Source organism: Flagellimonas abyssi, from assembly GCF_019457905.1.
In the GTDB taxonomy this organism is placed as follows: domain Bacteria; phylum Bacteroidota; class Bacteroidia; order Flavobacteriales; family Flavobacteriaceae; genus Flagellimonas; species Flagellimonas abyssi.
On sequence record NZ_JAHZSV010000054.1, the window covers coordinates 1 to 23,675 of the forward strand.

Annotated in this window: 24 protein-coding genes; 5 read left to right on the forward strand and 19 right to left on the reverse strand. The window is 42.3% G+C overall.

Annotated features, from left to right (window positions below; genetic code table 11):
* Positions 1–303, forward strand: a 303-nt coding sequence (locus K1F36_RS18865; protein ID WP_220115178.1) for a tyrosine-type recombinase/integrase, incomplete at its 5' end; no start/stop codon positions are given.
* A gap of 179 nt (positions 304–482) precedes the next feature.
* Here the strand turns inward: K1F36_RS18865 and K1F36_RS18870 are convergent.
* The 9 genes from K1F36_RS18870 to nirK all read right to left on the reverse strand — a co-directional run bounded on the left by K1F36_RS18870 (position 483) and on the right by nirK (position 9,626).
* On the reverse strand, positions 483–1,100 hold the full coding sequence (locus K1F36_RS18870; RefSeq protein ID WP_220115179.1) for a hypothetical protein: 618 nt from the start codon (positions 1,098–1,100) through the stop codon (positions 483–485).
* A gap of 215 nt (positions 1,101–1,315) precedes the next feature.
* A complete protein-coding gene (locus tag K1F36_RS18875; RefSeq protein ID WP_220115180.1) occupies positions 1,316–2,620 on the reverse strand; it encodes a PDDEXK family nuclease in 1,305 nt (434 codons plus the stop codon).
* Between the two features lie 13 nt (positions 2,621–2,633).
* On the reverse strand, positions 2,634–3,683 hold the full coding sequence (locus K1F36_RS18880) for a hypothetical protein (protein WP_220115181.1): 1,050 nt from the start codon (positions 3,681–3,683) through the stop codon (positions 2,634–2,636).
* A 12-nt stretch (positions 3,684–3,695) separates the two neighbouring features.
* Positions 3,696–4,595 (reverse strand): abortive infection system antitoxin AbiGi family protein, encoded by a 900-nt coding sequence (locus tag K1F36_RS18885; RefSeq protein WP_220115182.1) that lies wholly within the window; start codon positions 4,593–4,595, stop codon positions 3,696–3,698.
* A 17-nt stretch (positions 4,596–4,612) separates the two neighbouring features.
* On the reverse strand, positions 4,613–5,491 hold the full coding sequence (locus K1F36_RS18890) for a hypothetical protein (protein ID WP_220115183.1): 879 nt from the start codon (positions 5,489–5,491) through the stop codon (positions 4,613–4,615).
* A 4-nt stretch (positions 5,492–5,495) separates the two neighbouring features.
* Positions 5,496–6,212 carry a serine protease gene (locus K1F36_RS18895; RefSeq protein WP_220115184.1) on the reverse strand — a complete coding sequence of 239 codons (717 nt, stop codon included), beginning with the start codon at positions 6,210–6,212 and terminating at the stop codon, positions 5,496–5,498.
* Positions 6,213–6,671: 459 nt separating this feature from the next.
* The gene (locus tag K1F36_RS18900; RefSeq protein WP_258539150.1) at positions 6,672–7,382 is read right to left on the reverse strand and encodes an SCO family protein; all 711 of its coding nucleotides are present in this window, start codon (positions 7,380–7,382) and stop codon (positions 6,672–6,674) included.
* A 10-nt stretch (positions 7,383–7,392) separates the two neighbouring features.
* Complete coding sequence (locus K1F36_RS18905) at positions 7,393–8,172, reverse strand: formylglycine-generating enzyme family protein (protein ID WP_220115185.1); 780 nt, start codon at positions 8,170–8,172, stop codon at positions 7,393–7,395.
* 14 nt (positions 8,173–8,186) lie between these two features.
* Positions 8,187–9,626, reverse strand: coding sequence for a copper-containing nitrite reductase (nirK, locus tag K1F36_RS18910; protein ID WP_220115186.1), 1,440 nt, complete (start codon positions 9,624–9,626; stop codon positions 8,187–8,189).
* A gap of 354 nt (positions 9,627–9,980) precedes the next feature.
* On the opposite strand from nirK, the gene K1F36_RS18915 reads away from it, so the two are divergent.
* Complete coding sequence (locus K1F36_RS18915; protein ID WP_258539151.1) at positions 9,981–12,227, forward strand: FUSC family protein; 2,247 nt, start codon at positions 9,981–9,983, stop codon at positions 12,225–12,227.
* A 667-nt stretch (positions 12,228–12,894) separates the two neighbouring features.
* Here K1F36_RS18915 and K1F36_RS18920 read toward each other — a convergent pair.
* From K1F36_RS18920 to K1F36_RS18950, 7 genes are all read right to left on the reverse strand, one after another.
* Positions 12,895–13,563 carry a hypothetical protein gene (locus K1F36_RS18920; protein WP_220115187.1) on the reverse strand — a complete coding sequence of 223 codons (669 nt, stop codon included), beginning with the start codon at positions 13,561–13,563 and terminating at the stop codon, positions 12,895–12,897.
* Positions 13,545–14,543 (reverse strand): hypothetical protein, encoded by a 999-nt coding sequence (locus K1F36_RS18925; protein ID WP_220115188.1) that lies wholly within the window; start codon positions 14,541–14,543, stop codon positions 13,545–13,547. The genes K1F36_RS18920 and K1F36_RS18925 overlap by 19 nt, the downstream gene beginning before the upstream one ends.
* Complete coding sequence (locus K1F36_RS18930) at positions 14,540–15,040, reverse strand: Pycsar system effector family protein (RefSeq protein ID WP_220115189.1); 501 nt, start codon at positions 15,038–15,040, stop codon at positions 14,540–14,542. Before K1F36_RS18930 ends, K1F36_RS18925 begins: the two co-directional genes overlap by 4 nt.
* Before the next feature lie 55 nt (positions 15,041–15,095).
* Positions 15,096–15,248, reverse strand: a complete 153-nt coding sequence (locus K1F36_RS18935; RefSeq protein ID WP_177190042.1) for a hypothetical protein — start codon at positions 15,246–15,248, stop codon at positions 15,096–15,098.
* A 52-nt stretch (positions 15,249–15,300) separates the two neighbouring features.
* Positions 15,301–15,477 (reverse strand): hypothetical protein, encoded by a 177-nt coding sequence (locus K1F36_RS18940; RefSeq protein ID WP_177190043.1) that lies wholly within the window; start codon positions 15,475–15,477, stop codon positions 15,301–15,303.
* A 217-nt stretch (positions 15,478–15,694) separates the two neighbouring features.
* Positions 15,695–16,108, reverse strand: a complete 414-nt coding sequence (locus K1F36_RS18945; protein WP_072880360.1) for a hypothetical protein — start codon at positions 16,106–16,108, stop codon at positions 15,695–15,697.
* Positions 16,109–16,110: 2 nt separating this feature from the next.
* Positions 16,111–17,214, reverse strand: a complete 1,104-nt coding sequence (locus K1F36_RS18950) for a helix-turn-helix domain-containing protein (RefSeq protein WP_072880358.1) — start codon at positions 17,212–17,214, stop codon at positions 16,111–16,113.
* 165 nt (positions 17,215–17,379) lie between these two features.
* On the opposite strand from K1F36_RS18950, the gene K1F36_RS18955 reads away from it, so the two are divergent.
* From K1F36_RS18955 to K1F36_RS18965, 3 genes are all read left to right on the forward strand, one after another.
* The gene (locus K1F36_RS18955) at positions 17,380–17,985 is read left to right on the forward strand and encodes a DUF6088 family protein (RefSeq protein WP_220115190.1); all 606 of its coding nucleotides are present in this window, start codon (positions 17,380–17,382) and stop codon (positions 17,983–17,985) included.
* Positions 17,978–18,970 (forward strand): nucleotidyl transferase AbiEii/AbiGii toxin family protein, encoded by a 993-nt coding sequence (locus tag K1F36_RS18960; RefSeq protein WP_220115191.1) that lies wholly within the window; start codon positions 17,978–17,980, stop codon positions 18,968–18,970. Before K1F36_RS18955 ends, K1F36_RS18960 begins: the two co-directional genes overlap by 8 nt.
* 250 nt (positions 18,971–19,220) lie before the next feature.
* Positions 19,221–21,017, forward strand: a complete 1,797-nt coding sequence (locus K1F36_RS18965) for a ParB/RepB/Spo0J family partition protein (protein WP_220115192.1) — start codon at positions 19,221–19,223, stop codon at positions 21,015–21,017.
* A 279-nt stretch (positions 21,018–21,296) separates the two neighbouring features.
* On the opposite strand, the gene K1F36_RS18970 is transcribed toward K1F36_RS18965, so the two are convergent.
* The 3 genes from K1F36_RS18970 to K1F36_RS18980 form a co-directional block, all read right to left on the reverse strand.
* Entirely contained in the window at positions 21,297–22,058 is a 762-nt protein-coding gene (locus K1F36_RS18970) for a LytR/AlgR family response regulator transcription factor (RefSeq protein ID WP_220115193.1), read from the reverse strand.
* Complete coding sequence (locus K1F36_RS18975) at positions 22,055–23,089, reverse strand: sensor histidine kinase (RefSeq protein ID WP_220115194.1); 1,035 nt, start codon at positions 23,087–23,089, stop codon at positions 22,055–22,057. Before K1F36_RS18975 ends, K1F36_RS18970 begins: the two co-directional genes overlap by 4 nt.
* 136 nt (positions 23,090–23,225) lie before the next feature.
* Positions 23,226–23,675, reverse strand: a 450-nt coding sequence (locus tag K1F36_RS18980; protein WP_220115195.1) for a hypothetical protein, incomplete at its 5' end; no start/stop codon positions are given.

Here is a 23,675-nt window from a genome sequence, read left to right on the forward strand (position 1 = left end):
TCTTTTCCGGCGAAGGTGGTATACTATGTCCGGTGTTTCCACCTCAAGGACATAGCCCAAGGCCTTGGAATTGAAAAGAGGCTTACCTTCCATTCGGCCAGACATACTTTTGCCACCACGGTAACACTTTCAAATGGGGTCCCCATAGCGACCGTTTCAAAATTGTTGGGCCATACCAAGATCACAACTACCCAAATTTATGCCAGGGTACTTGAGGACAAGATCAGTGCCGATATGGAGGGGTTGAGGACTGTATTGAAAGAAGGGAAAACCAATAAGGAGAAAAGGATCTTGGGATGGTAAGAAAGGTCTGCCCCCTTTGAAGAATTGATCTGGAAATCTTTAGTGCGGCCTTTTTGGACAATTAGGGTCCCATGGACCACTGGGTTAATTTCCAAGTGTAATTTGGCCATGGAAGACTCCTAACGTGATTCCTATTTTATGGCCCAATGGGAATGGATCGGCGATAGGCCTTCAGGTATTTACATGGAATCGATGTTCATGATAAAAAAACTTTCATTTTGAAGGGGGATTTTTTGAAAGCCACATTTTTCATAAAAAGAATCCAAGGATTGTTGGGCGGAATGAAATTCCGGATTCAGTTGATCCAATCCAAACTCTTGGAATCTTGGTTTGTCCTTTATGCTGATATCATGTTGCTTGGGAAAGCTCTGTAATGCCACATAGCCACATTTTCCCTTAAAAAAAGTTATGATACCTGATATTATTTCCTTTCCAAATCCTTTGCCCCTAAAATCGGGGAATAATATTATTTCATGGATCACCAAGATGTTGTTGTTAAAACTTGGACCTATTTGATCTTTCAAGTCAATGCTGATATTACCGGTTCCAGAATCTAGTATGGCATTGCCAAGCCTTATGGTATCCATGGACCTATCAAAGGCATCATACAAATTGAAACCAAGGTCTATAAAGGAGTCATTATAATAATGGAGCTGGACCTCCCCGACCTTTGTACGGGTATCATGGCAATCATATGCATAAATTTCGCCATGGATTTCCTCAACATTGGGAAATTCACTGTTTTCAAGGTCCAGACAATGGGAAAACTTATAATCTATATGAAAATAAAGAGGCACCTCTTTCATTTTAAGGGAATGCCTTCAAATCTACGGAGATTTATAAAAATAAGATTGGGTTGGCTACAAAGTAGATTTTTTATTAGTGATAATTGACATTAAATTAACGATGGGTCGGTTTCCCGATTATATTTTCGCACATAGAGAATCCGTATTGGATAATCTAAGTCAGTTTGAGTTAGTTGGTTAAAACCAGTGCATTGCACTGGTTTTTTTTAGTTGATCTGTATGCCTGCTTTGCGCAATTTTCCCAAAACGAGGTCTTTTGTAATCTCTTCATCATAGAAGAACTCCATCAATCGATATCCCAGTGTTTTACAAATTTCCTTCTTCTTTTGGTCGTTGCGTTTTTGCCGTTCAAGATTTTCCGTACCTCCCCAATATTCAATGGCCTTAAAATGTTGGATTCCCTGATATTCAACACCCAGCCTGTATTCCGGGATCCAAATATCCAATTCAAGCCCCCCAAGTTCTTTGCCCCGGTAGTGGAACACAACCTCCGTGCCATGGAAAATTTCATCCAGGATTCTAAATAGTAAGGTTTCTGTGGTCCACCGTTCCCCAATTCCATAGAACCCGAACCTCGCCCTCAATTCATTTTCCGATACTTTGTTGTCCGATTCATTGAATGAGAAAATGCTTCCGGACCTTTTTTTGTTCATCAGATATTGGTAGGGCAAAAACTTGATCAAAAAACTGGAGTGGTACATACTGTTGCCATACTCCAATTGTGGTACTGTACCGGTGCACAAATGACAAATACCGTCCTTATATCGTATGTCCATTATTTGACGTTTTATAAAATCATAGTGCTCAAGTTTGGGGGTGAAACGATAAAAGTCCTGTTGCCAATCAATATGGTTCTCAAAACAGGTACAGGTAAACAATTTCCCCGATTTTCTGCAGGTGAACATCATTGGGTAGGACATGGTGCTGAAGCATACTTCGTCCAAAATGGGCCTATCGTCCATTTGATCGATCAGGTCACTGATGACCTTTTGAACGGCCTGGTGGTCAAAGTGAACCCCGACCAAGGCGATAAAAGGCTTTCTCTTTTTTGGACCCATATCCGCTGAGTACCCTACAATTTTTATTTCATCGGATTCCTTGACCAGAAAATCAAATTCCCTTGTTTTTAGGGGAACAATGAAATTACCGAGACTGAAACCTTCGTTCCGCCGGAATGTCTCCAAGGTGTAATAGGCCGAAAACAGCCCAAATTGGTAGTTGATGCTGCCAAGGCTGTGGAAGTCATGTCCGTACCTGGCGCAAAAATCTATGTCCAATAGCGCGCCATTGGGCGCCTTGATCGGGGATACTTGTGTAAATGCCCCTCCCAATAGTTTGGTGGAGTCCGACATTTTTACCTGACCAATTTCTATATGGTTCTTTTCAAGCGCGTCATATATCCTTTCAAGGAACAACCTTCTCAGGTCCAAAAAGAGATTCGTCCTGTTATCGAGGGTTATGGAATCCCTTATCAATGATGAAAGGTCGATGCTGCCAAGGTCCAAGGTCATGGGGAATATTTTTTTATTCGATATCCACGTTGAGGTAATCAAATTCGATGTCCAAAAGGGATTTGACATAGGTTATAAACTCCTTGTCCTGTTCGTTTGGGGGAAATTGTCCAACAACATAAAGCTTCTTTTGTCTATGGTCATCATCATGATGTGAATACAATACAACCTGTCCCAATGCCTCTTTTATGCATTCACTTGCATAGGAGGCGGACTTTACCTCATAGAATCCCAAATAAGTGGGTTGGATAAGTTTGACATCGACATAATTCTCCTCAAGGAGAACATTGTCCTCCCCGAATTCCGCGATTAACAGTCCTTTGAGCCTTTCCTGGATTTTGTTGTGTTTTTGTTCGGCCACATATGAGCGGGTCACTGTCCGGACCTGGGCCTGGACATTCCTTTTCGAGGCCCCTTTTCTTTTTCTTCGTCCCTTGGTGGAATTACGTTCCTTGGCGGGTTCATCCAAATCTTTTTTCCTTCCAAATTTTTCAAAGAGCACCCTCATATACCGATACACGTCCAAATGGGCGGGTTTATGAGCTATCATCATTTCCTGAATCTGGGAAATCGTGGTGCTTTTATCCGTTTGTAAACCGTAATGATCGGCAATTTTAAAAAGTACGTCCCTTTTAAAAATTGGAATCAGACGTTCGTTGGAATATAAAAAGGCAACCTTCCATTTAAAAAGATCGGGAAGCAAAATATCGTCCAAATCTCCAAACTGTCCTTTTTCCGACAGTTGTACGATCCTTAAAATATCCCGTTTTATATTTTTAAAAGCTTCCTTATGGGAACTTCCATAGCTCCTCAACCAGGAATATGTATCATCATCGGCATAATTTTTAGGCTTTTTGTTCGGGTTTTGACGTTCATATATCCCAAACTTTATGGAGGTCATTCCTTTGATACTGCCCAATGATCGGGTCCTAGTTTCGACCCATTGGCAAAACGTGTCCTTGTTGCCAATGCCGACATACTCACCTATGGACATGCGCTTTACGGTTTCCAGGTCCCATCGGTCCAGAAAGGAGTCAAGTACTTCTGAATAAATTTCCGTCATGGTTTGATTTTTTTATTCTTGGGAAGAAGGGTAATGGTCGGATTCCCCTACATCCGGTCTTTCGGTATTCTCCCTTTTCTTGAACGCTTCCAATGTATTGATCTCAATGGATTTGTTTTTAAAATTATCAGCGATAAAATGTTGTAACTCCTGAATCTCATTTGGCGTATCGACATAGATGCATTGGATGTCGTTAAAATCAAAGTCCAATACATATCTATCAGTGAAATGTGGTTTTTGGGTGTTGACCCACCTACTATACGCTGGATTTGGTTTCCCATTGGGGTTCAGCTCAGAAATATAGGCCAGTTCAAAAAAACTCTTTCGCCATTCCCGTTCATTATAGGCAACCCTCCGTTCACCATTTTTGTTTTGTACCCTATAGGGCTTCAGAAGCAAAACCTGTTTTAAGGAGTTGGAATAATAGCGTTCAAATATCTTTTTTATGGAATCAATAAAGGCATCATTCACATGGTTGTCAACCGAATCCACAAGTGCCCTAATTTCATCCCTTAGGGGTGTAATCTTGATGTGGTCCAAAAAATTCTTTCCCCCTGTATCGCTTTGGAAGTCCTTTATAAAATCCAAGATCTGTGGGACAATGGAATTTTCGAAATTATTCTTGAAGGTGGTCTCAAGTTCACTGTGGTTCTTTACATAAAAAACAGGGTTCAGGTCAAATTTTTCAACTATGCTGTCCCGCTCGAAGACGATGCCATACTTTCCATAATCCACCACTTGATCTTTGCCGATATCACGAAACAGTATATTCGCGAAACTGATCATCGGGATAAGGATGTTGTTGCCATGGAAAGATTCTTTGGTGTAGGAGGTGAAAAAACCATGCCGTAGAATGGATTTTACAACTTCCAGGGATTCCGTAAGATGAATGATTTGATTGATCTCTTTCATGATAATGTCCTTGTCCTTTACCTATGGTCCGGGTTATGGTCCTTAAATTCATTTTTCTTTATCCAGTCTGCAATATCATTGCATGCGGCCTGTACCACCAACCATGAAATATTGCAGGTGTCCCGATCAGGGTTTGTCCTATAGACCAGTTGTTGGTAGGGGTGTATGATGTTTCTGAAATCCCGGAGGGCATGGCTGAATTTTTTCACATCGAGTTGTATCCAGCCAACTTCATGGGCCACCTCTATCATATCGTTTAAGGTCCATTCTGCAAAATGTTTGGCCTTGCCGTCTTTTTTTGGTGCCGAGGCGGCTGAATTGGCAATCCGGGGATTCCTTTGCATTGTTCCCATCAAAAAGCCCTCAAGCATACTGCCCATCATAATAACCGCACTTACCGTTGCATTGGAATCTATACAGGATTGGACTTCCCTCCATCGGGAGAGCAAAATTTCAGCTATGCCGCTCTCCAGCCCCAAATTATCAAAGTTAGGGGGAGGTAGGGGAGTCAGTTCCCTTTCTTCGGGTGTATCGTCAAAATTGTAATTCGGTGTTTCCTTGACCAATTCAGGCACTGGTCCATTGAACCTGATCTTTAGACCTTCCACCGCCAAAATTTCATTAAGGGTCATAAGGGCCAATTTGATTTGGGCCCTATCGCCACCATAAAGTTTTGGGGATACCAAGCGTAAGATGACCTTTTGCAGATCATATCCGTTAAGATCGTCCAGCACGGATGCGGTCCAGGGATTTCGGGAAGAGCCATCGTGGGTGGCATCGATTCCGCAGTCCTGAAAGAATCTTGTCAAATAGGTGGAACTTCTATAGATTGGATGCTTGTCCTTATCATCTCCGCAAATAAATTGTGCTATCTTAAATTTTGTAGTCGGGTCCATTACATCAAACAAGATTGGTTTTTATGGCCATATCAAGCAGGTTGATACATGCCTCGATCGAAAATGCATAGATCCTGTCCGTCCCTTCACCAACGGATTGTACAAGACCTACCAATTTCCCGGTCTCATCCAGTATGGGAGCTCCACTGCAACCACGGTAATCGTCGGCATCAGTAATAACTTCGGGGGTCTTGAATATGTGGTACTTTCCAAACGAATCAACATAGGTCAAATCCAATTTCAATGTAGGCTGGCTACGGATCAGGATTCCATCGACCCCAAACCGTATCCTACCAGCGAACCCATAATATTTGCCACTTTCCGGTTCACCGGCTTCGTGGAGGTTGAGGTAACATTTGGGCCCAGGCTCTATGGTATAGGAGCCAAAATCGTATTGCGGTTGAAAGATCTGAAAATCCTCCTTTATTTCACAAAAGGTCACTTCCAAGGTTTCATCAAATTCCAAATCCAGGTCTTCCAATTCCTTGATTATGGTCGCTTCAAGGTCTTTATTGGTCCTATAGCTGTCAAAATAACACATGCTTCCCACGGAATACAAAGGTGTTTGTAGATTGACGGGCGGTAGTCCTGTATCGATACAGGTACCGGAATGCTCAATATCCGTGACGTGGGCAACGGACAGTAGATATTTTCTGCCATGGTAAACCACAATACAACCACTCCCAAAAGCAATGGGTTCCATATCGTTTGCCCTGCACATAACGATATGTTGACAGGATTTGACTATTAAATTGATAATATCCATAATCGCTTGAACCTTTCACCTAAGCAAACGCCTCCAGTATATCAGTTTTATCTTTCCAATCATCGGTGAATTCCTGTTAAAGATAAGTAGATAATAAATGAAATAAGCTGGCATGTCCTTGTCTTGAAACAAAGCTCTACCCAAAGAATCGTGAAAATCATAAGGTTTTACCATAAAGCTAGTTCTTTTCCAGTAGGTCATAGGGGTATTTGAAGTTTTGGGACCAAAGCCATTTTATCCCCTGTTCTTTTCTAAACATAAATAATCCAATGCTGGATCTAAGATGGTCGATCAAATATCCATATCGGTGGGATAGGATCCCAACAAAGGAAAAATTAATTGATACCCAGTACCATAAGGCCCTGTAATCCTTCATTGCAGAAGACCATGTGGGACGCGCTCGATCATTGAATGTCACATAGCCTCGACCGCTGCGTTTATATGTTTTACCGTATTGTCTGAATTTACCCCCAACCCTTCCTGTTGGAAGATCATTTCCCCATTAGGGTCAAAGACACTGATGATGTTTGAATGGGAAAAATCCATAGGTGAAATTTCCTTGTAGCTTACGGACAAAACAGCGGCAAATTCGCGTGTATTTTCTTCAGTGGAACGTAAAAACAACCAGGGATCTCCATCCATAAGGTTTTCTTGGGCAAAGGCCTTTAAACGTTCGGGGGTATCGGTTTCAGGGTCTATACTGACAAAGATCATCTTCACATTTTTCTTGGAATGTTCAGGCAAGCGTTCTTCGATATTTCGCATATCGGCCACCAAGCGGGGACAGGCTGCTTTGCAACTGGTATAGATCATGACCATGACCAAAACATCACCTTGAAGGTCCTTGAGCTGTATATCCGTACCATTTTGTGTTGTCCACGTAGAAGGAAGGTTGTAAATGGACATATCTGAATAGGCCCTGTCAGTCCTTTCTTTTGTTTTGTTTTCAACTTTGACCAAATCCATTTTACAGGTGGGGCAGCTCCCTTTTTGGCCATAGGTCTTGTCTCCTTCGCATTGCATTGGGCAATGATATGCAAAGTCTTTATCCACTTTCCCGGGATCGTTGTTCCTACAGGCCCCAAGGGTCAAAGATAGGATCAATGCAATTAGATAGGGTTTCATGTTTTTGTTTTTAGAGGGTTTCCGTACTATTTTTCGCGCACCTAAATCCAAGATTTTTAATACTGTACCTAGCTTTAATACTTCCCCTGAATGCATAGCGCATAAAGGCCGCATAGTTCATGAGATCTGTTGCGCCGATGGCCGCGCTCCCACAGAACAGATTGCTGTCCCTATCCACATCCTTTCTGGATTCTCCTGATATCAGGACAGAATTAAAATCCAGGGTCCATTCCCAGACCAAACCATGCAGGTCATATATGCCCCAATAATTTTTAGGTGTTTTGCCGATGGATCTCTCATCGGTCCTGGGCGTTTCGTACCATGAGAGTATCTTTTGATTATAAGAGGCTTTTTTTCTGGCATCGGCTGTAACTTCGTCGGACATTGCCACATATTCCCATTCATCTATGGTGGGCAATCGTTTTCCCTGACATTCACAATACGCCTTGGCCGCAAACCAGGATACATGGGTTACAGGGCTATTGGGATTTTCAGTATCGTTGAGGGTCGTATCATTTTTGAATTGGCGCAAATAGTTTTCGTCCGCATAAAGTTTCAATACATTGGATTTTTGCCATTTAGGATTATCCTTCAAAAACTGTAAAAATTGGCCGTTGGTCACGGGATAGGCGTCCAGTTCAAAATCTTGGACTTCAATTAAGGATGAATCCCTTCCGTACAAAGGGATGTAACGACCTCCTTTGATACTTGCCATACCATCTGTCTGGGCAAAACCAAACGTCTGAAAGACCAAACAGACAAATACTGCCCTAAAGGGAATCGCAAACATGATGCTGGTTTTAACTACTTGTTTTTTATTGTATTGACCATTTCCGAGGTAACCACTGTTTTATTATTGCCCCAACTGTTATACACATAGGTGAGCACATTGGCGATTTCTTCTGATGAGAGCATTTGTCTTGTCATGACACTATTGTATTTTTGGCCATTGACAGTGATTTCACCAGTTTTTCCATTCAATACAATGCCGATGGCCCGATTGACATCGGCATTTAGGTAATCTGATTTTGCCAATGGAGGAAAAGCATTGGGAATACCTTGACCTTCTGCCTGATGGCAAGCAAAACAAGTTTGCATATAGATCTGCTTGCCGAACTTCATCTGTTCTTCAAAATTTTGGGCTGGAATCTCCGATTCCACTACGCCATCAGTGGTTGGCATTTCTTGTATTCCAGGGCCTTCAGGCAGGTAGATGCCATCATATTGCTCACCGGTATAAATATTTTCATTTTCTTCCCCTTCCACTTTCAGCATGCCCAAGGCCCCTTTGTTGAACGCCCTAAAAATGGAATGGTCCACCAAGATGAAGGTTCCTGGAACATTGACGTGAAATTCTACAATGGCGGCTCCTCCTGCGGGGATCATAGTGGTCTGTACATTTTCGTTGATCAAATCACCTCCTTCCACATGTACCTTATCAAATATTTCCCCAATAACATGAAAAGAAGACACCAGACCAGGACCACCATTGCCCACAAACAGTCTAACGGTTTCCCCAACCTTTGCAGTGATGGCATTATCGCCCGTCAAGGCGCCCACATTTCCGTTGAAGACCACATAATCTGCTTTTTCATCAACGGCTTTTTGCATATCAAAAGGTTGTAGACCACGCTCACCATTGGCCCCTTTGGTATAAAAATCCCCTTGCATGATATAGTATTCCCTGTCGACCAAAGGCAATCCGCCATCAGGTTCCACCAAGATCAAACCGTACATGCCATTGGCGATGTGCATACCCACTGGTGCGGTCGCACAGTGATAGACATAGAGCCCAGGGTTCAGGGTTTTAAAGGAAAATACCTTTTCATGCCCTGGTGCAACAAAAGAGGACTCCGCTCCACCCCCGGGACCGGTAACGGCATGCAGATCAATATTGTGGGGCAACTTGTTGTCCGGGTGGTTCTGCAAATGGAATTCGACTTCGTCACCGACCCTTGTCCTGATAAAGCTCCCAGGTACCGTTCCCCCAAAAGTCCAGAACACATACCTTACGCCATCGGTCAATTCGCCTTCCTTTTCAAGGATTTCCATTTCAACGATAAGTTTTTTGGCCTTTCTTTCCCCTACGGGCCTAGGAACATTCGGTGGAGCGGTCAATTCCGCTTTCATTTCCCTATGAACAGGAATATCCTCTGTGTTAGTGTATACCTTTTTTTTGCTTTTAAAGCAACCATACGCTGACAGAAGTAGAACAATTGAAAGGATTTTCAGAATCGATTTCATTTTGGTTGATTTTTTTGAATTTTCATTGAAACTATTAATAATTAAATAGGTAGGCAAAAAACCATTAATAAGATAAAGTTATCCTTTTTATAGGAAAAACCTAAACTAGTTCAGGACTGTTTCATTCTTTTTATGGAAGAAGCCATCTTATATTCCATTGCTTGGTTCTCCAATGGGTATGGCCATAATTTTCCATTTTCTGTAAAGGGAAGGGGGTTTGCACTTGCAGAAAACCAACATTCCATCTTATTTTTCCGTTCCTGTGATTGGTCAACGTTCTTAACCGTGGCTTAAGCCCGTGCTTACTTTGGAATTGGCTTGTGGGGATGAAAGGATGAAGGTTAAGGGTTATCTTTGTCGCTTAAGAATGAAACCTTGAAGCCATTTGTTCCCAACCCTTCTGAAATTTTAAAGGAATCACAACATTTTTTGAGCAGTACCAGCTTTTCAAGGGCCTTTCTTGTGGGCTTTGCGGTTACCTTACCCATTATATTAGGGATACGATCCGGGTATTTTGAGATTGGTTTGGCCCTTTGTTTTGGGGCTTTGTGGAGCTCCCCAAGCGATGTAAGTGGAAGCTTTTACCAGAAAGCGGTAGGCATCCTGATTTCAGCAATATTGGTCACATTGGTCAGCTTTATAGGCGGATACCTACATTTTGAACTTTTGCTATTGCTTCCTATACTGGGATTGCTCACATTTACCATTGCCTTTATCTCAGTATATGGTTTCCGGGCCTCACTTATCAGTTTTTCCGGTCTCATGGCCTTGGTCTTGAGTTTTGCCCATGATTCCAAAGAATTGGAGATATATCAATATGCCCTATTGATAGGGTTGGGAGGTATCTGGTATTTGATCTTGGCAAAGCTTTGGAGTATCATATATCCAAGGGCAGAGACCGAGGAGTTTCTTTCCGAAACCTACCTTCTCACCGCAGAATTTTTGGAAATACGGGGAAAATTGGTGGATCCAAAAGCAGACCGAAAACAGTTGCAATCAAGACTGCTTGAACTCCAGGGCGAACTTACGGAAAACCATGGGACCTTACGTGAGATATTGATCCTTACCCGCAGAAGTTCGGGTAGATCCAACTATCTGGACAAACGGCTGTTGATCTTCACCGAATTGGTCGGGATGTTGGAAACGGCGATTTCCAATCCAGTCAATTATGATCAGGTGGACAAGCTCTTTAAGGACTATCCCCAATACATTACGGCCTTACAGGAATTGATTTTTCAAATGTCCCTACAATTAAAATTAATTGATCAGGCAGGGAACGATAAGGCCAAACTACCCAAGAATAATGTATTGAGGCAATCTTTTGACGATATCTCACAAAGGATTTCAGAATGGGGCGATCTAGGGGATTATGAAGAATTTTTAATGATCCAAAACATATTGGCCTATCACAAGGAGCAATTTGAGAAATTGAAACGAATCAAAAGATTATTGGGCGATTCGGATACGTCGGAATTCGAGCTCATCGATAGAAAGGAGGCCAAACGCTTTGTTGAATCTCAGGACTATGATCCTAAATTATTGGCAAGAAATCTCAGTTTTAAGTCCTTGATATTCAGGCATTCCTTGCGATTGTCCGTTGCTGTAATGGTTGGTTATGCATTGGGCTCCTTCTTTACGTTCCAAAATCCGTATTGGATATTATTGACGATCATCGTAATCATGAGGCCGAGTTATGGCCTTACAAAGACCCGTGCCAAGGATCGGATCATAGGAACACTTATCGGCGGTACCTTTGCTTTGGGCCTTATTTTCTTGGTGACAAACCCTTATGCATATGGTGCCATGGGCGTTGTATCATTGATCATAGCCTTGGCCATGGTACAAAGGAATTATAGGACTTCAGCCGCTTTTATTACCCTGAGCGTGGTGTTTATCTATGCCATTCTTACGCCCGATGTCCTATCAGTGGTACAATTCCGGATACTGGATACCTTGGTCGGGGCCGGTCTTTCTTATCTGTCCATGTTGACGTTGTGGCCCAGCTGGGAATATGTGGAAATGAGGGAGAGTGTCGAAAAAAGCGTCAATGCCATCAAAGCGTTTTTAACTTCTATTGAAACGTACTATATACAGAAGGGGGATGTGCCTACTTCTTATAAGATTGCCCGGAAGGATGCGTTTTTGGAAACCTCCAATTTGAGTTCAGCGTTTCAGCGCATGACGCAAGAACCCAAATCCAAACAAAGGGAAATGGACAAAATATATGAGCTGGTCGTCCTGAACCATACATTCTTGGCTTCCCTGGCTTCCTTGAGCACCTATATCCAACATCATGGCACTACAGAGGCATCCGAAGAGTTCAAGGCTGCTATGAATACAATAAAACAAAACTTGGAACAAGTGCTCAATTCCCTAAAGGGAGAAAAACAGGACATTTATAATCCTAACGGAAAAACCATCACGATTTTTAACAAGCAATTGTCCATTTCCGATCTTTTACAGGATAAACCCCCAATGCCTATGGATATAGGGGTCCAACGTAATCTTCAAGAGGCCCATTTGGTTTGGGGACAGCTTGAATGGCTGTTTTCCATTAGTGATAAAATGGTGCAATTGACGATTAAGATGAATTGGGATTGATGGCATTGATTTATGGTCATACTTTGGTAAATGTGCTGTAATACTTGATTGTTATTGTATGGGATACCAAAAGAACCCTATGGTCAATACCATTATTTTGTCGCAAATGTTTACTAAATATGCGACAAAATATATGGTTCATATTTTCTATACTGATCTAATGAGATCGATGTCTATGTCCAGGATAAGGGACACTCCTTACGAAATGGAATTGAATATACCTCGAAATTCTTGGAAAGAAGTACTTCTGCGGTTTGGAAATTCAGAATCATTTTGTTCTTTCCATCCTTACTATGTGTAAATTCCTAGTTTGCCCTATCAAAGGATGGATTGCCCTTAATAACCTAATTGATAGGTTCCTTGTTCCCCTAATTGGGAACACCTGTGGTTTTTCGGATTGTCAAAATATTATTATTAAATATCAAAGACCACTCCGAACTGTTTCCTACCACTTTCTTGCTTTTGCGGGGCACGTTAAGCCCTGCACATAAAACTGGCTCTAACATACCTGGCAATTGGATCCTGAAGGTTTGGCCAAACGAAGTAATGTAAAAAAGAGCAGTCCATTTGAAAATAGAGATTCATCTTAGGCTGAGATCCACTGAACTCAAAGTTGATACAAATCTTATTCCCATCGTTGATTAGGGGAAATAGGAGGGAGGGGATATTATGAAAGTACCCCTTTTGGAGGATATTGCTTGAATAGTTGTAGGTCTAGTCTCAATTGAGACTTTTCGATTGACTTTAGTTTATAGACAATCTTTCTGCAGCACTTTTTATATTTTGATCCCCCACAAAACCGGCACGTTCGGTTCGGTTCATACTTATTCCCATTTAGGGCAGTTTCGAGCAGTGCGATAATGTGGTCAAAATCTGCCAATTGAAACGCTTCATGATAGTATTGGACAATTCCGTCAAAATCGTGCCTGTATTCTCCATTGGCATAGGCGCCGGTTGCATTTTTAAAATGGTAGTTGGCAAAAAAAGGATAAATGACATTCTGGTAAAAATCTTCCAGAACAATTCCTTGCCTTTTTAATTTTTGGAGTTTATGGGGTATGTCCAGGCAACATTCCCCGTCTTTTGAAATGTGAAGATTCCAATCCCTATCGATGACCATGCTCTGCTCTATGACAACGGGAATGGTATAAGGGTATTCTGTTTCGTTTACCAAGATCAGAACATCAAAGCTACCCCAAAATCTATCCTTCCCATCCAAGACCGCTATTTGGCCGCCAAGGGCCACGTAGCCCTTTTGGGGGCTTTGAACAATCTCGAACCGAAAGTATGACCCAAGGAACCGTTCAATATCCTCATTTAATTTCCTTGTGTACATCTACTGAAATAGGGTTTACTTTTTGATGCAATGGGATAGAGGTCGCGACTGTCCCTTTTCGGATCTGGGAAGGCATTTAAGGTCAGAACAAGGACGCCGGCATGGTTCTGGACGGCGAGCCCGATATCTACCAAGTACCGTTCCCAATCAAAATTATATTGATGGTATAGCCTACCATCTTCATAATCGTGTATTTCCTTGGTTTTCTGTTCAAAATATTTGGGCCTGCCCAAATTTGTTGCTATGTTGTGGCCTACCACCATCCCATTGTCATCCGCATTTGCTTGCATTTTGGGGGCCAGACTGGTATGGAGGCTACAAGTGGTCACCTCACCTGAATCACCAACTCCCGAATAAAACCAATCGACTTGATTTGTATGGCCTAGATCCAATCCGGCACGGGTATGGATGTCTTGGACACCGTTCTCTTCAAAAAAGTCCTTGAGATCATTTTTTACGAAATATGAAATCATGGAAAAGGATTTAAGGGCATCTTCAACGGCCTTTTTCTTGTCGATGCTTTTTCCGCCAAAATACACCATGAGACCATCGCCTTGGACCCTGTGCACATAACCACCACAGAGATTTACGGCCAAAATGGAGGCCCGAATGATGCTCTCTGTTATCAACCTTACGGTACCTTTGGTGAATCTATTGAACAATCGGGTACTTTTTTTGACATCAATAAATCCAGAAATGATCCAATGCTCCTCGACCATATCGGTGCCTTTCAGGTGAATGAAATCTGGATGGCTGCCCAGGGGTTGGTAGTCAAAGGTGACCGCAACCCCCATTCCCCTTGCCAGTGTTTTCATATCCTCCGACAACTCCCGTCCGGGAAGCTCATTTTTAAGTGAGCTTAAGAATTCCCGGTTCCTGTCCAATAGGGATTCGTTCAGTGAAAAGGTCTGTTTAGATCTTATGGGGTCGTTTTCAACTGCCTTGCGGATTACGTTTTTGTAATTATCGAAAATGTTCATGATGTTAGGGTTGTTTTAATTAATAAAAATGTGAGGGGTGCCAGGAGTGCAAACTGTGCCAATAAAAGCTGACAGGCCCATTTGAGTTTTTTGAATTTGGCGTTCAAGCCTTGCGATAAAATGTGCACTTGGTTCCTCAAATCCCTTTTATCACCTTTGGCCCCTTGCTTTTTGGATTGTTCAAAGTATTCTTCCGGTTGTTTCTGCCCTATGGAACCAAAATAATATAGAGATCCAAAAATGGGGGAAGGAGAGAGGTAAGGCATGCTGGCCATTGCCAAAAGGACCAAACTAATTACCCCACAAGTGATTATAACGACCAAATTGACCACCAACCAGGGTTCTTTGGCCATAAGCTCCTGTATCTGGGTCATGAAAGTAATGGCACCTCCCGTTATAAAGGTGTTGAGTGCAATATAAACTGCTGTTTTGTTGTTTACGCTATCATAATAGTGGTCCAAACGGTTGATGGTAAATTCAAGTCTTTCTTTTTCCATAATTTACTGTTAAGGTTTGATAAATGGGCCGGATCCGTGAATCCGGCCCATTATGTCATTTGATGGCCTTTGCAATGGCGGATATTGCCACTACAATGGTCACCAAAGTGAGCATGGAGGAGATAACCTTGGCGCTTTCCCCTTTGACGTGTAGACAGGTGTCCTTATTGCATAAACTTACCCTGTCATTTTGAATGGAATACTTCATATCCAAATTTTGGATTGCCCCAAATTCTCAGCAATTGGGTTTCGCTGGGGGATTATTTGCTCTTATCGGTAACCCCTTTGAATTTCCCGCCACTGACCTTAACATCCATGAACCTTCCGGAACCGGAATCTCTTTTGACATAAAGCCCTGTTTTGGGATTAAAAACTTGGGTGCGATTTTTGACCGCTCCTTTCCTCGCGTTGTCACCATATGGTTTGTTCTTTGCCATAGTGAATAGAATTAAAAATGAATAAATAGCCTTTGCTACCGATGGGCAGCCATTTATTACTCCGAGGGATAAGGGGGATTATAATGGGGAAGACTTGTAGGTGCCAATTATTCGCGGTACCTTTATGTCGATCAAAACAAAGTCTTTTAAGATAATCCAAACTTATCTCAAGAGTAAAATGTAGAGCTGATGCCTTTTTGGTATCAGCTTTTTTAGTTTATAACGATCTTATATAGTCCATAACTTTTTGTTCTTTGACAATTGTGTTCAAAATCTCATTCACGGGCAATGCCTTGACACCATTGGTCTCGGCACATTCCTTGATTAGTTCGTTCCTTTCCACAAGAATCCCATTGGTCAATTTGCAATGGTAAATGGCGGCAAGGTCCATAAGATGCAGCCCTGGGAAGGGAATACTTTGTTTACAGGAAAACCTGTAAAAATCCTTTTCCAATGAAAAAGTCATGATCTTGCCCTCCTCCACCATGCGATTGAGCCGGATTCGTTCCGTTTGGCTATAGCAATTGGATTCCAGTACCATTTCAGTAACATAAAAAGCGTCCTTTGACGCCTCAAAGATTTTGAGGGTGTCCAAAACGAGCAATAATTCTATGTCACTGAACGTATACATACCTAGATTCTCATAAAATTTTTATCACCGAACCTATCCTTGATATCCATTACCGTCATACCCGAAAGTTCAGCTGCCTGTGTTGGGGATAGCAAGGACCTGCCCTGTTGGTTGTCCATGTTCAGGCCCTTGGCCAATAGGTTGAAAAAACGGGTAGGCTTTTCAACCCCCCTGTATTCACCAAAGGTGGCAGATTCATCTTCTCTCCATTGATCGTATTTTTCCCTCCACTGGTTGTAGGTGTTCCAATTTATGATGCCCAATGTGAGCGCTCGAATTATGATGGCCCAAATGGATATCCCGTAGGCCATCTTAATGCTTTTGAGTTCTTCCAGGGTTATCCCGTTCCTATTGTTGTTGAAATGATCGTACAATACTTCTTCGAAGAGCAACATGGCACCTGCAAAGTGGTTACAGAACCGCTCGATTCGATCCCGATCGTCTATGTCGAAATCTAAGATTAAATGGGCCAATTCGTGCAATGTGGTAAACCGACGTCTGGATATATCGGGATTGACAGCGTTCAACACTATGATCGGTACCTCTCCGGCCCAGCCTGAAAAGGCAACAAAGTCATTTTGCTTTTCCACCTCAAAAATTTTGATGCCCTTGCTCTCTAATAAATGGATCACATCATAAATCGGATTGTTTCCGAGTTTCCACTTTTTGCGGATGATCTTTACCGCATTTTCAACATCACTGCCATTGGCAATGTTAATGTCCTCTACCGGATTCTTGAATTTGATTTTATCATTCAAAATGTTTTCCAACTCAATAATGCGATAAAAGTCATTGGAAATGCTTTGCATGATTTCACTCTCAAACGCCATATGGGATTCCTGCTTTTCCCGGTATTCAATATTGGTCATGGAAAAGGCGGTCTTCCCAGAACGATATTCAAGATTGGTGCTTTCCGCATCAATAATATCAAAGGGCTTTAGATGTAACACTTTGGAAAACCGGATTAGATGGTTTGTTTTCATTTCCCGTTTTCCTTCTTCAAATTTTTGGATGTAGGAAAGTGAAAATCCTGTAAGATCTGCAAAAGCTTGTTGGGATAACCCAGCATCCTGCCTTAATTGTTTTATTCTTTTTCCGAGGTCCATTTTAGATGATGTTAGTTGAATATGGAACAAAGATAAATAAAAATCAATAACCACACATAAAATTAAAAAATGATTTTATTGTGTGTATTTTTATATGAATTTACTTGTATTGTTTATTTTTTGTCCCAAAAAAGGCATATATTTGGGACATTTATTGAGTTCTATATGTCCATAAGGGAGAAAATAAAGGAAGAAATCGAAGCAGGAAGAAGGGGTAGGATCATTATGCCATCGGATTTCGAAACCAAATACGGTGTTGAAAATACCAAAAAGTCCTTATTGCGCCTTACCAATGACGGTTTTCTTGAACGATTGGCAAGGGGCATCTATCTATATCCCGAACATGATGAACTATTGGGGATGTTGTATCCTGATATAGAGACCATTGCAGAACAAATAGCGGCCCGGGATAATGCACGCATCATCCCAACAGGAGCGCAGGCGTTGAACTTGCTTGGACTATCCACACAGGTCCCATTGAATGCCGTTTTCCTTACGGATGGATCTCCAAGGAAAATTGAAATTGGCAACAGGACAATCAAATTTAGAAAGACCAGTCCTAAGAATTTGGCGGCAAAGGGAAAATTCAGTGGATTGGTCATACAGGCTCTTAAAGAACTTGGAAAAGACCAGGTCACCTTGGAAGATGTTGCGATAATAAAGGAATATTTGAAGAAGGAGGAACCGGAGCACCTATACCATGATATGAAATTGGCCCCATCTTGGATCGCCCATTTGTTTGGGGACTTACTTGCATATTACTATGAGTGAATTCAATAATTTCAGTGACGAGCAAAAAAGAAGGATATTTGTTCAGACAGGTGCAAGAACGGGGCTTGTTGCCACTGCTGTTGAGAAGGATTGGTGGGTGACCCAATTATTGGATATCGTGTTCTCCCTCCCGTATTCCGAGGCATTTGTCTTTAAAGGGGGTACCTCTTTGAGTAAGGGGTACAGTTTGATAGAACGGTTTTCAGAGGATATCGATTTGGCCATCGATCGCGGGTTCTTTGGGATGGGTGGTGATCTTTCTCGATCACAAATTCAAAAACTACGTAAAAAAAGTGCCCGGTTTATCAGTACGGAATTGTTGGGAAATTTATCCGAACAGCTCGCAAAACGGAGATTGGATATTTCCTCCATAGGCGTGGAACCCTTCAAAGACTCCGACACCGACCCCTTGCGCATATTTGTGGGGTACAAATCACTAACGGCCAAAATTGATTATCTGAGCCCAAGGATACTTTTAGAGATCAGTTGTAGATCATTAAGGGAACCTTATGAACATGTGCCTGTTCTATCCTTGATAGATCATGAATTTTCTTCCTCAACATTTTCCAATAAAGCATTTCAGGTCCGAACAGTTGAGCCTAAACGTACTTTTTGGGAGAAAATATTACTATTGCATGAAGAGTGGCAAAAAGCGGATATAAGAGTGGACCGTTTGAGTAGGCACCTTTATGACCTGGAACGGTTGATGGACACCCATCATGCCCATAAGGCTTTGGAAGAAAAGGATTTGTTCCTCCATATTGTTGAACATCGAAGGGTTTTTTCCTCCGTAAGAGGGGTGGACTACAATAACCATACTCCATCACGAATCCAGATAATACCACCTGAAAATGTGCTGGACGCATATCGGAACGATTATGACGAAATGAGGTCAAGTATGTTTGTTGGTAAGTCCCTTCCATGGGAACATATCATAACACGATTGTTGGAATTGCAAGAAAAGATTCGAGCCTTGGATTGGTAATCCAAAATGGATATGTCCCCAAAATTCCCCTGAATATTGGCCTAGGTATTGTTCCTATATTTCTATAAAAATGTATTTAATATCCTTAATCAATATTAATCGAAAGTTAAGCTCGCAAAATATTCTCGGACAAGGGACGGCATAAAGCCGTTTCTTGGGGTCACTTTTTATTCCGTTTCCTTGCCGCTCCAAAATTTTGTCTTCCGCTTGGTGTCCGCTCAAATATTGTTTAATCAAAAATCCAAGAATCATGGAAACAAGAACAAAAAAGAGAGCGACACGCAAAGTGAACAATGGGCAAGGATCCAAACCAAGGAAGTCCAAAACCCACGGGGATGCAACAACCATCCCACAGATCCAAATGTTGGATATCGGATTGGTATCCCCCGATTCCGGGCAACCCCGAAAAACCTTTGATGACCAAAGTCTGAACCAACTGGCACAGAGCATTGCCCAACATGGGGTCTTGCAGCCGATCACGGTGCGAAAATCTGATGACGGCTATATCATTGTTATGGGTGAAAGGCGGTTTCGTGCAAGTAAATTGGTAGGATTGACCACTATCCCGGCCATGGTAAGGGACTATGTCGATACGGAAGTACTGGAAGTCCAGATCATTGAGAACCTGCAACGGAAAGATGTGGAACCCACAGAGGAGGCCGAGGCCATCCAGTTTCTCTTGGACCGATATGAACCTACTGAGATTGCCCAACGCTTGGGCCGCTCTGAAAATTATGTTCGACAACGGGTTAAATTGGCAGGATTGATTGAAGGTTTCAAGACCTTTGTCAGAAGAGGGGAGATGACCCTGGGCCTTGGTGTGGCCGTGGCCCTTTTTGAGTCGGAAGAGCAAAAATTGATGCTGGAAAGCATGGAAGGGGATTTTCAGGAACATCGGGTCAAGCGGATGATTGATAACCGGAGCTTTGATTTGACCAAAGCCTGTTTTGATGTGACCGACAAGACCTTGGTACCCAAAGCCGGTGCATGTAATGTCTGCCCTTTTAATGCAGCCAACCAAGGGAACCTATTCGGGGAAGGAAAGATGGTCTGTACCCGGACATCCTGCTTTGAGAACAAAAAGACCAAGACTTTTATGAAACTCTTGAAAAGTGTGAAAAAGGAGGGATTGAAACTGGTGCCCGACATTAGCAAATATTGGGTGGACGAGGAGCGCAATCAATGGATCATGGCCCAAATGGAAAAAGAGGGTCTTGAGGTGCATTTGACCAATGAACTGGACATTTTAAAGGAGCCTGTTGGGCCTACCATGGAAAGCATTAAAGAGGAGCACCGGCACTATGAATACACAGAGGAAGAATTGACCAAGTTCCTGGACGAGGCCTTGGAATCCTATACTGAGGAAAAGGAGAAATGGGACAATGCCATGGATCATGGGTTTGGAAAGGGTATTCTACTGGAACCGGATTCCTATTTGACCCAAGCCATTTATGTAAAAATCAGAGAGGAATCCGATGATAGAGGTTCAGATGTCAAGTCATTGGAGAAAAGAAAGATGTCGGAATGTACTCCCGCGGAACAGATCATCAAGATCAATACGAGGGAACTGCGGAAAAAGGAGATTGAGAACAACAACCAGTTCAAAGATGTGGTTGAGATGATTCGGGAGACCGATTATATTGACCAAAAGAAGGCATTGTCGATTGATGAAATGGTGGCCATCTCCATCTCCTTGTTCGAAAACAATCTGGGTTGGCATAACCAACGGGAACATTTTGAGGATTTTTTTGGAGATGATTCCCAGTTATCCAGAGAGGAGATTGTGGCCCAGTTCAAACAAAACTTCAAGAAAGAGACATTATACAAACTACTACGGTTCCTGTTGACCCGACAGGTACACCTTGGGGAGAGCAACCACACCAATGATCTGACGAACCAAACGTTCTATGTGGCAATGCAATCCTTCTACAAGGATAAGATCTCGGTCATTGAAGAAACCTATGCCGAAAATCGTCAAAAGCGTGAAGCACGGATCAAGGAAAGGATCTTGGTTCTGGAACAGCAGGCCGAGGTATTGAAGGATTGATTTGTATAAATGAAGGGATCTGGAAACAGATCCCTCCTTTTTTTATCAAGGGAATCTTCTTTTTTGGATACTACGAGTCTTCACCTAAAATGGCTGTTTCGGGTACTTGTGATCAGATTGCGCAAATGGGTTCGGGAGCCATTTGATATTTTTTAAATTCTATGGTGTTTTTCTTTTCGATTGTTTAAATGATCCCAGAGGGCATGCGAATACCTGATAGGTAGGCGAAGTATGGGTATGGTCCAAAAGGACAGGCGGCCTTTGGGAGGGAGCGATGAATCAAGAACCCACCCATGTTTTAAATCCGATTGCCTTGGCCTTGCTTACTACAATCCGCTTATCACAAGCAGGATTCACCACAACGATGAGTTTGCCGTTGAAGTATTGTTTGATGTTCACAATGGCCTCACGGTTTATGATGAACTGTCTGCTGGCCCTATAAAAGAGCTCGGGGTCCAATTCCTCCTCGATATCTTCCAGGTTATTGTCCATGCTGTACGATTTATTATCGAAAGTAATCCCTTTTACAATTCCCGTGTCAATTCTGAAATAAGCAATTTTTTTGGTTTTTAGGGGAATCATTTCGTCACGATTGTGCACCAAAAAAGTAGACCGATATGTCTTGGCCTTCCTACCGACCAAATCGATCAGGTCTTTTATTTGGTGGTCGGTGATCCCTTTCTGTTTGTTCTGCACCTTGAACTGTTCCAGTGCGTCCGATAACTCATCCTTGTCTATGGGTTTTAACAAATAATCGATACTGTTGAACTTGAATGCTTTTAAGGCGTATTTGTTATAGGCAGTTGTGAAAATCACCGGAACATTTAGGGTTACCTTATCAAAAATTTCGAACGAGACACCATCGGCAAGATGGATGTCCATAAAGATCAATTCCACCTCATGGGGCTTTGAAAAATATTCCACCGAAGATTTTACCGAATCAAGTACTTTTAGAATTTCAATATCATCATCTATGGCGTGTAGCAGATAGGCAAGATTATCACTTGCTGCCAATTCATCTTCTACGATTACTACCTTCATGCTGCTGTTTTTACAGGGAGTTCCACACTAAAGATATTATTTTCGGTGCGTACCGTGATTTCTTTGTGGCAGACAAGAATGTACCTTTTCTTGAGGTTCAAGAGTCCATGTTTGGTGCCTTCGCCAATAGTGGTGCGCGGTCTCATGATGTTGTCGACGAATATCGAGCCTTCCCTTGAATAAATTTTCACTTCCAAAGGATTTGTTTCCGAGATCTCGTTGTGCTTTACGGCATTTTCGACCAACAATTGCAAGGCCAATGGTGGAATTTCCTCTTGTAGAAATACATCCTCTATTTGTATATCGATGCTAAAACGGTCACGGTACCTTGTGCGAATCAGATAGGTATAGCTTTCCAGAAATTTTAATTCTTCCCTAAGGCTTACAAGATCGCTTTCACCGCTCATTAAAATATAACGGTACATAAAGGATAACTTCCGAACGAATTGTGTGGCCTTTTCGTTATCACGGATGAGTGAGGTCAATGAATTGAGGGAATTGAACAAAAAGTGCGGATCGATTTGGTTTTTCAAGGCCATTAGTTCGTTCTGGAGGCTCTGTTGTTTAAGATGTTCGTTCTCGATCCTACTTTCTTGCTTGTCGGCCTGTAGGCGTAGGATCCTTCCGATAAAGAACAATGCGATCAACAAATTGCCAAAGGTAAAGTTCGAAAAACCTTTGTCCCTGGTCGTCATTTCTGTGTCCAGTAGAATTGGATATAGATTCTTGAACAAGGTAAGGGCCATCAAAAAGATGGCAATATTTGCCAAGAACAGGACACTTATCCGCACCGGTGTCGACCACTTGAACCTGGCATAGCTGATGTTGGCGTTTAATTCCAATATGGCCCAGGAGAATAGGAAGATAAAAACAAGGCGGTAAGGCAGGTCTTTGATCTGTAGCCCTGAAAAGTCAAGATTGCCCTGACTGATCATGTCGTATAGGAAGATGGTCTTGGGGAGGGATGCCAATATCGCAAGCAGCAAGGCTATCTTGATTATGGTGGCTTGTTTGACATGTTTTAAGGCCATGGAAATCATTGTTGTTCGGAACGATTCAAATTTACGGCAATTTTAACTTGAAGGGTCTCCGGTTCTTGTCCCCGTAGATTAAAAAGCCTTCAATGTAGATTGAAGGCCTTGGAGGGATTGGACCATTTTTGCACCCTTATTTGGCAAGTGCATTGAAACCTTTAGGGAGATACCTTTGGATATCAAAATCCAATTCTATGTTTTCCTCCATTTCCACTACCTCTATTTCGTCGATATCGAATACCATACCTTCGTAGGGATTAAACCCCTCAGGCAAATAGGGGGCAGTATCAAAGCCAAGATGGATTTCCACTTCTTCTTCGATAAATGGAATCCTGTCCTCAACGGTCCCCATACCCTCATAGGGGTCAAAACCTTCGGGCAGGTACGGCGCAGTGTCAAAACCAAGATGGATTTCCTCTTCTGGTTCGATGAATGTTATATCCTGTATCGATAGGGTGGTGCATCCCTTGTTGCATTCGGAGTTACCTACATGTGCCATTAACGTCGTGGACAAGAGTACCAAACTTAGAAATGCTGTTGTTTGCAAAAAACGGGCATAGTATACCACCTGCGGCGGATGAAA

What these genes read in the sequence shown, in the direction of transcription:
- K1F36_RS18955 (WP_220115190.1), top strand. Translation starts at nt 17,380, where the DNA reads ATGTCCATAAGGGAGAAAATAAAGGAAGAAATCGAAGCAGGAAGAAGG.
- K1F36_RS18925 (WP_220115188.1), bottom strand. Translation starts at nt 14,543, where the DNA reads ATGAACATTTTCGATAATTACAAAAACGTAATCCGCAAGGCAGTTGAA.
- K1F36_RS18975 (WP_220115194.1), bottom strand. Translation starts at nt 23,089, where the DNA reads ATGGCCTTAAAACATGTCAAACAAGCCACCATAATCAAGATAGCCTTG.
- K1F36_RS18875 (WP_220115180.1), bottom strand. Translation starts at nt 2,620, where the DNA reads ATGACCTTGGACCTTGGCAGCATCGACCTTTCATCATTGATAAGGGAT.
- K1F36_RS18880 (WP_220115181.1), bottom strand. Translation starts at nt 3,683, where the DNA reads ATGACGGAAATTTATTCAGAAGTACTTGACTCCTTTCTGGACCGATGG.
- K1F36_RS18970 (WP_220115193.1), bottom strand. Translation starts at nt 22,058, where the DNA reads ATGAAGGTAGTAATCGTAGAAGATGAATTGGCAGCAAGTGATAATCTT.
- K1F36_RS18885 (WP_220115182.1), bottom strand. Translation starts at nt 4,595, where the DNA reads ATGAAAGAGATCAATCAAATCATTCATCTTACGGAATCCCTGGAAGTT.
- K1F36_RS18930 (WP_220115189.1), bottom strand. Translation starts at nt 15,040, where the DNA reads ATGGAAAAAGAAAGACTTGAATTTACCATCAACCGTTTGGACCACTAT.
- K1F36_RS18940 (WP_177190043.1), bottom strand. Translation starts at nt 15,477, where the DNA reads ATGGCAAAGAACAAACCATATGGTGACAACGCGAGGAAAGGAGCGGTC.
- K1F36_RS18920 (WP_220115187.1), bottom strand. Translation starts at nt 13,563, where the DNA reads ATGTACACAAGGAAATTAAATGAGGATATTGAACGGTTCCTTGGGTCA.
- K1F36_RS18935 (WP_177190042.1), bottom strand. Translation starts at nt 15,248, where the DNA reads ATGAAGTATTCCATTCAAAATGACAGGGTAAGTTTATGCAATAAGGAC.
- K1F36_RS18905 (WP_220115185.1), bottom strand. Translation starts at nt 8,172, where the DNA reads ATGTTTGCGATTCCCTTTAGGGCAGTATTTGTCTGTTTGGTCTTTCAG.
- K1F36_RS18895 (WP_220115184.1), bottom strand. Translation starts at nt 6,212, where the DNA reads ATGTGCAGGGCAAACGATATGGAACCCATTGCTTTTGGGAGTGGTTGT.
- K1F36_RS18965 (WP_220115192.1), top strand. Translation starts at nt 19,221, where the DNA reads ATGGAAACAAGAACAAAAAAGAGAGCGACACGCAAAGTGAACAATGGG.
- nirK (WP_220115186.1), bottom strand. Translation starts at nt 9,626, where the DNA reads ATGAAATCGATTCTGAAAATCCTTTCAATTGTTCTACTTCTGTCAGCG.
- K1F36_RS18945 (WP_072880360.1), bottom strand. Translation starts at nt 16,108, where the DNA reads ATGTATACGTTCAGTGACATAGAATTATTGCTCGTTTTGGACACCCTC.
- K1F36_RS18960 (WP_220115191.1), top strand. Translation starts at nt 17,978, where the DNA reads ATGAGTGAATTCAATAATTTCAGTGACGAGCAAAAAAGAAGGATATTT.
- K1F36_RS18900 (WP_258539150.1), bottom strand. Translation starts at nt 7,382, where the DNA reads ATGAAACCCTATCTAATTGCATTGATCCTATCTTTGACCCTTGGGGCC.
- K1F36_RS18890 (WP_220115183.1), bottom strand. Translation starts at nt 5,491, where the DNA reads ATGGACCCGACTACAAAATTTAAGATAGCACAATTTATTTGCGGAGAT.
- K1F36_RS18950 (WP_072880358.1), bottom strand. Translation starts at nt 17,214, where the DNA reads ATGGACCTCGGAAAAAGAATAAAACAATTAAGGCAGGATGCTGGGTTA.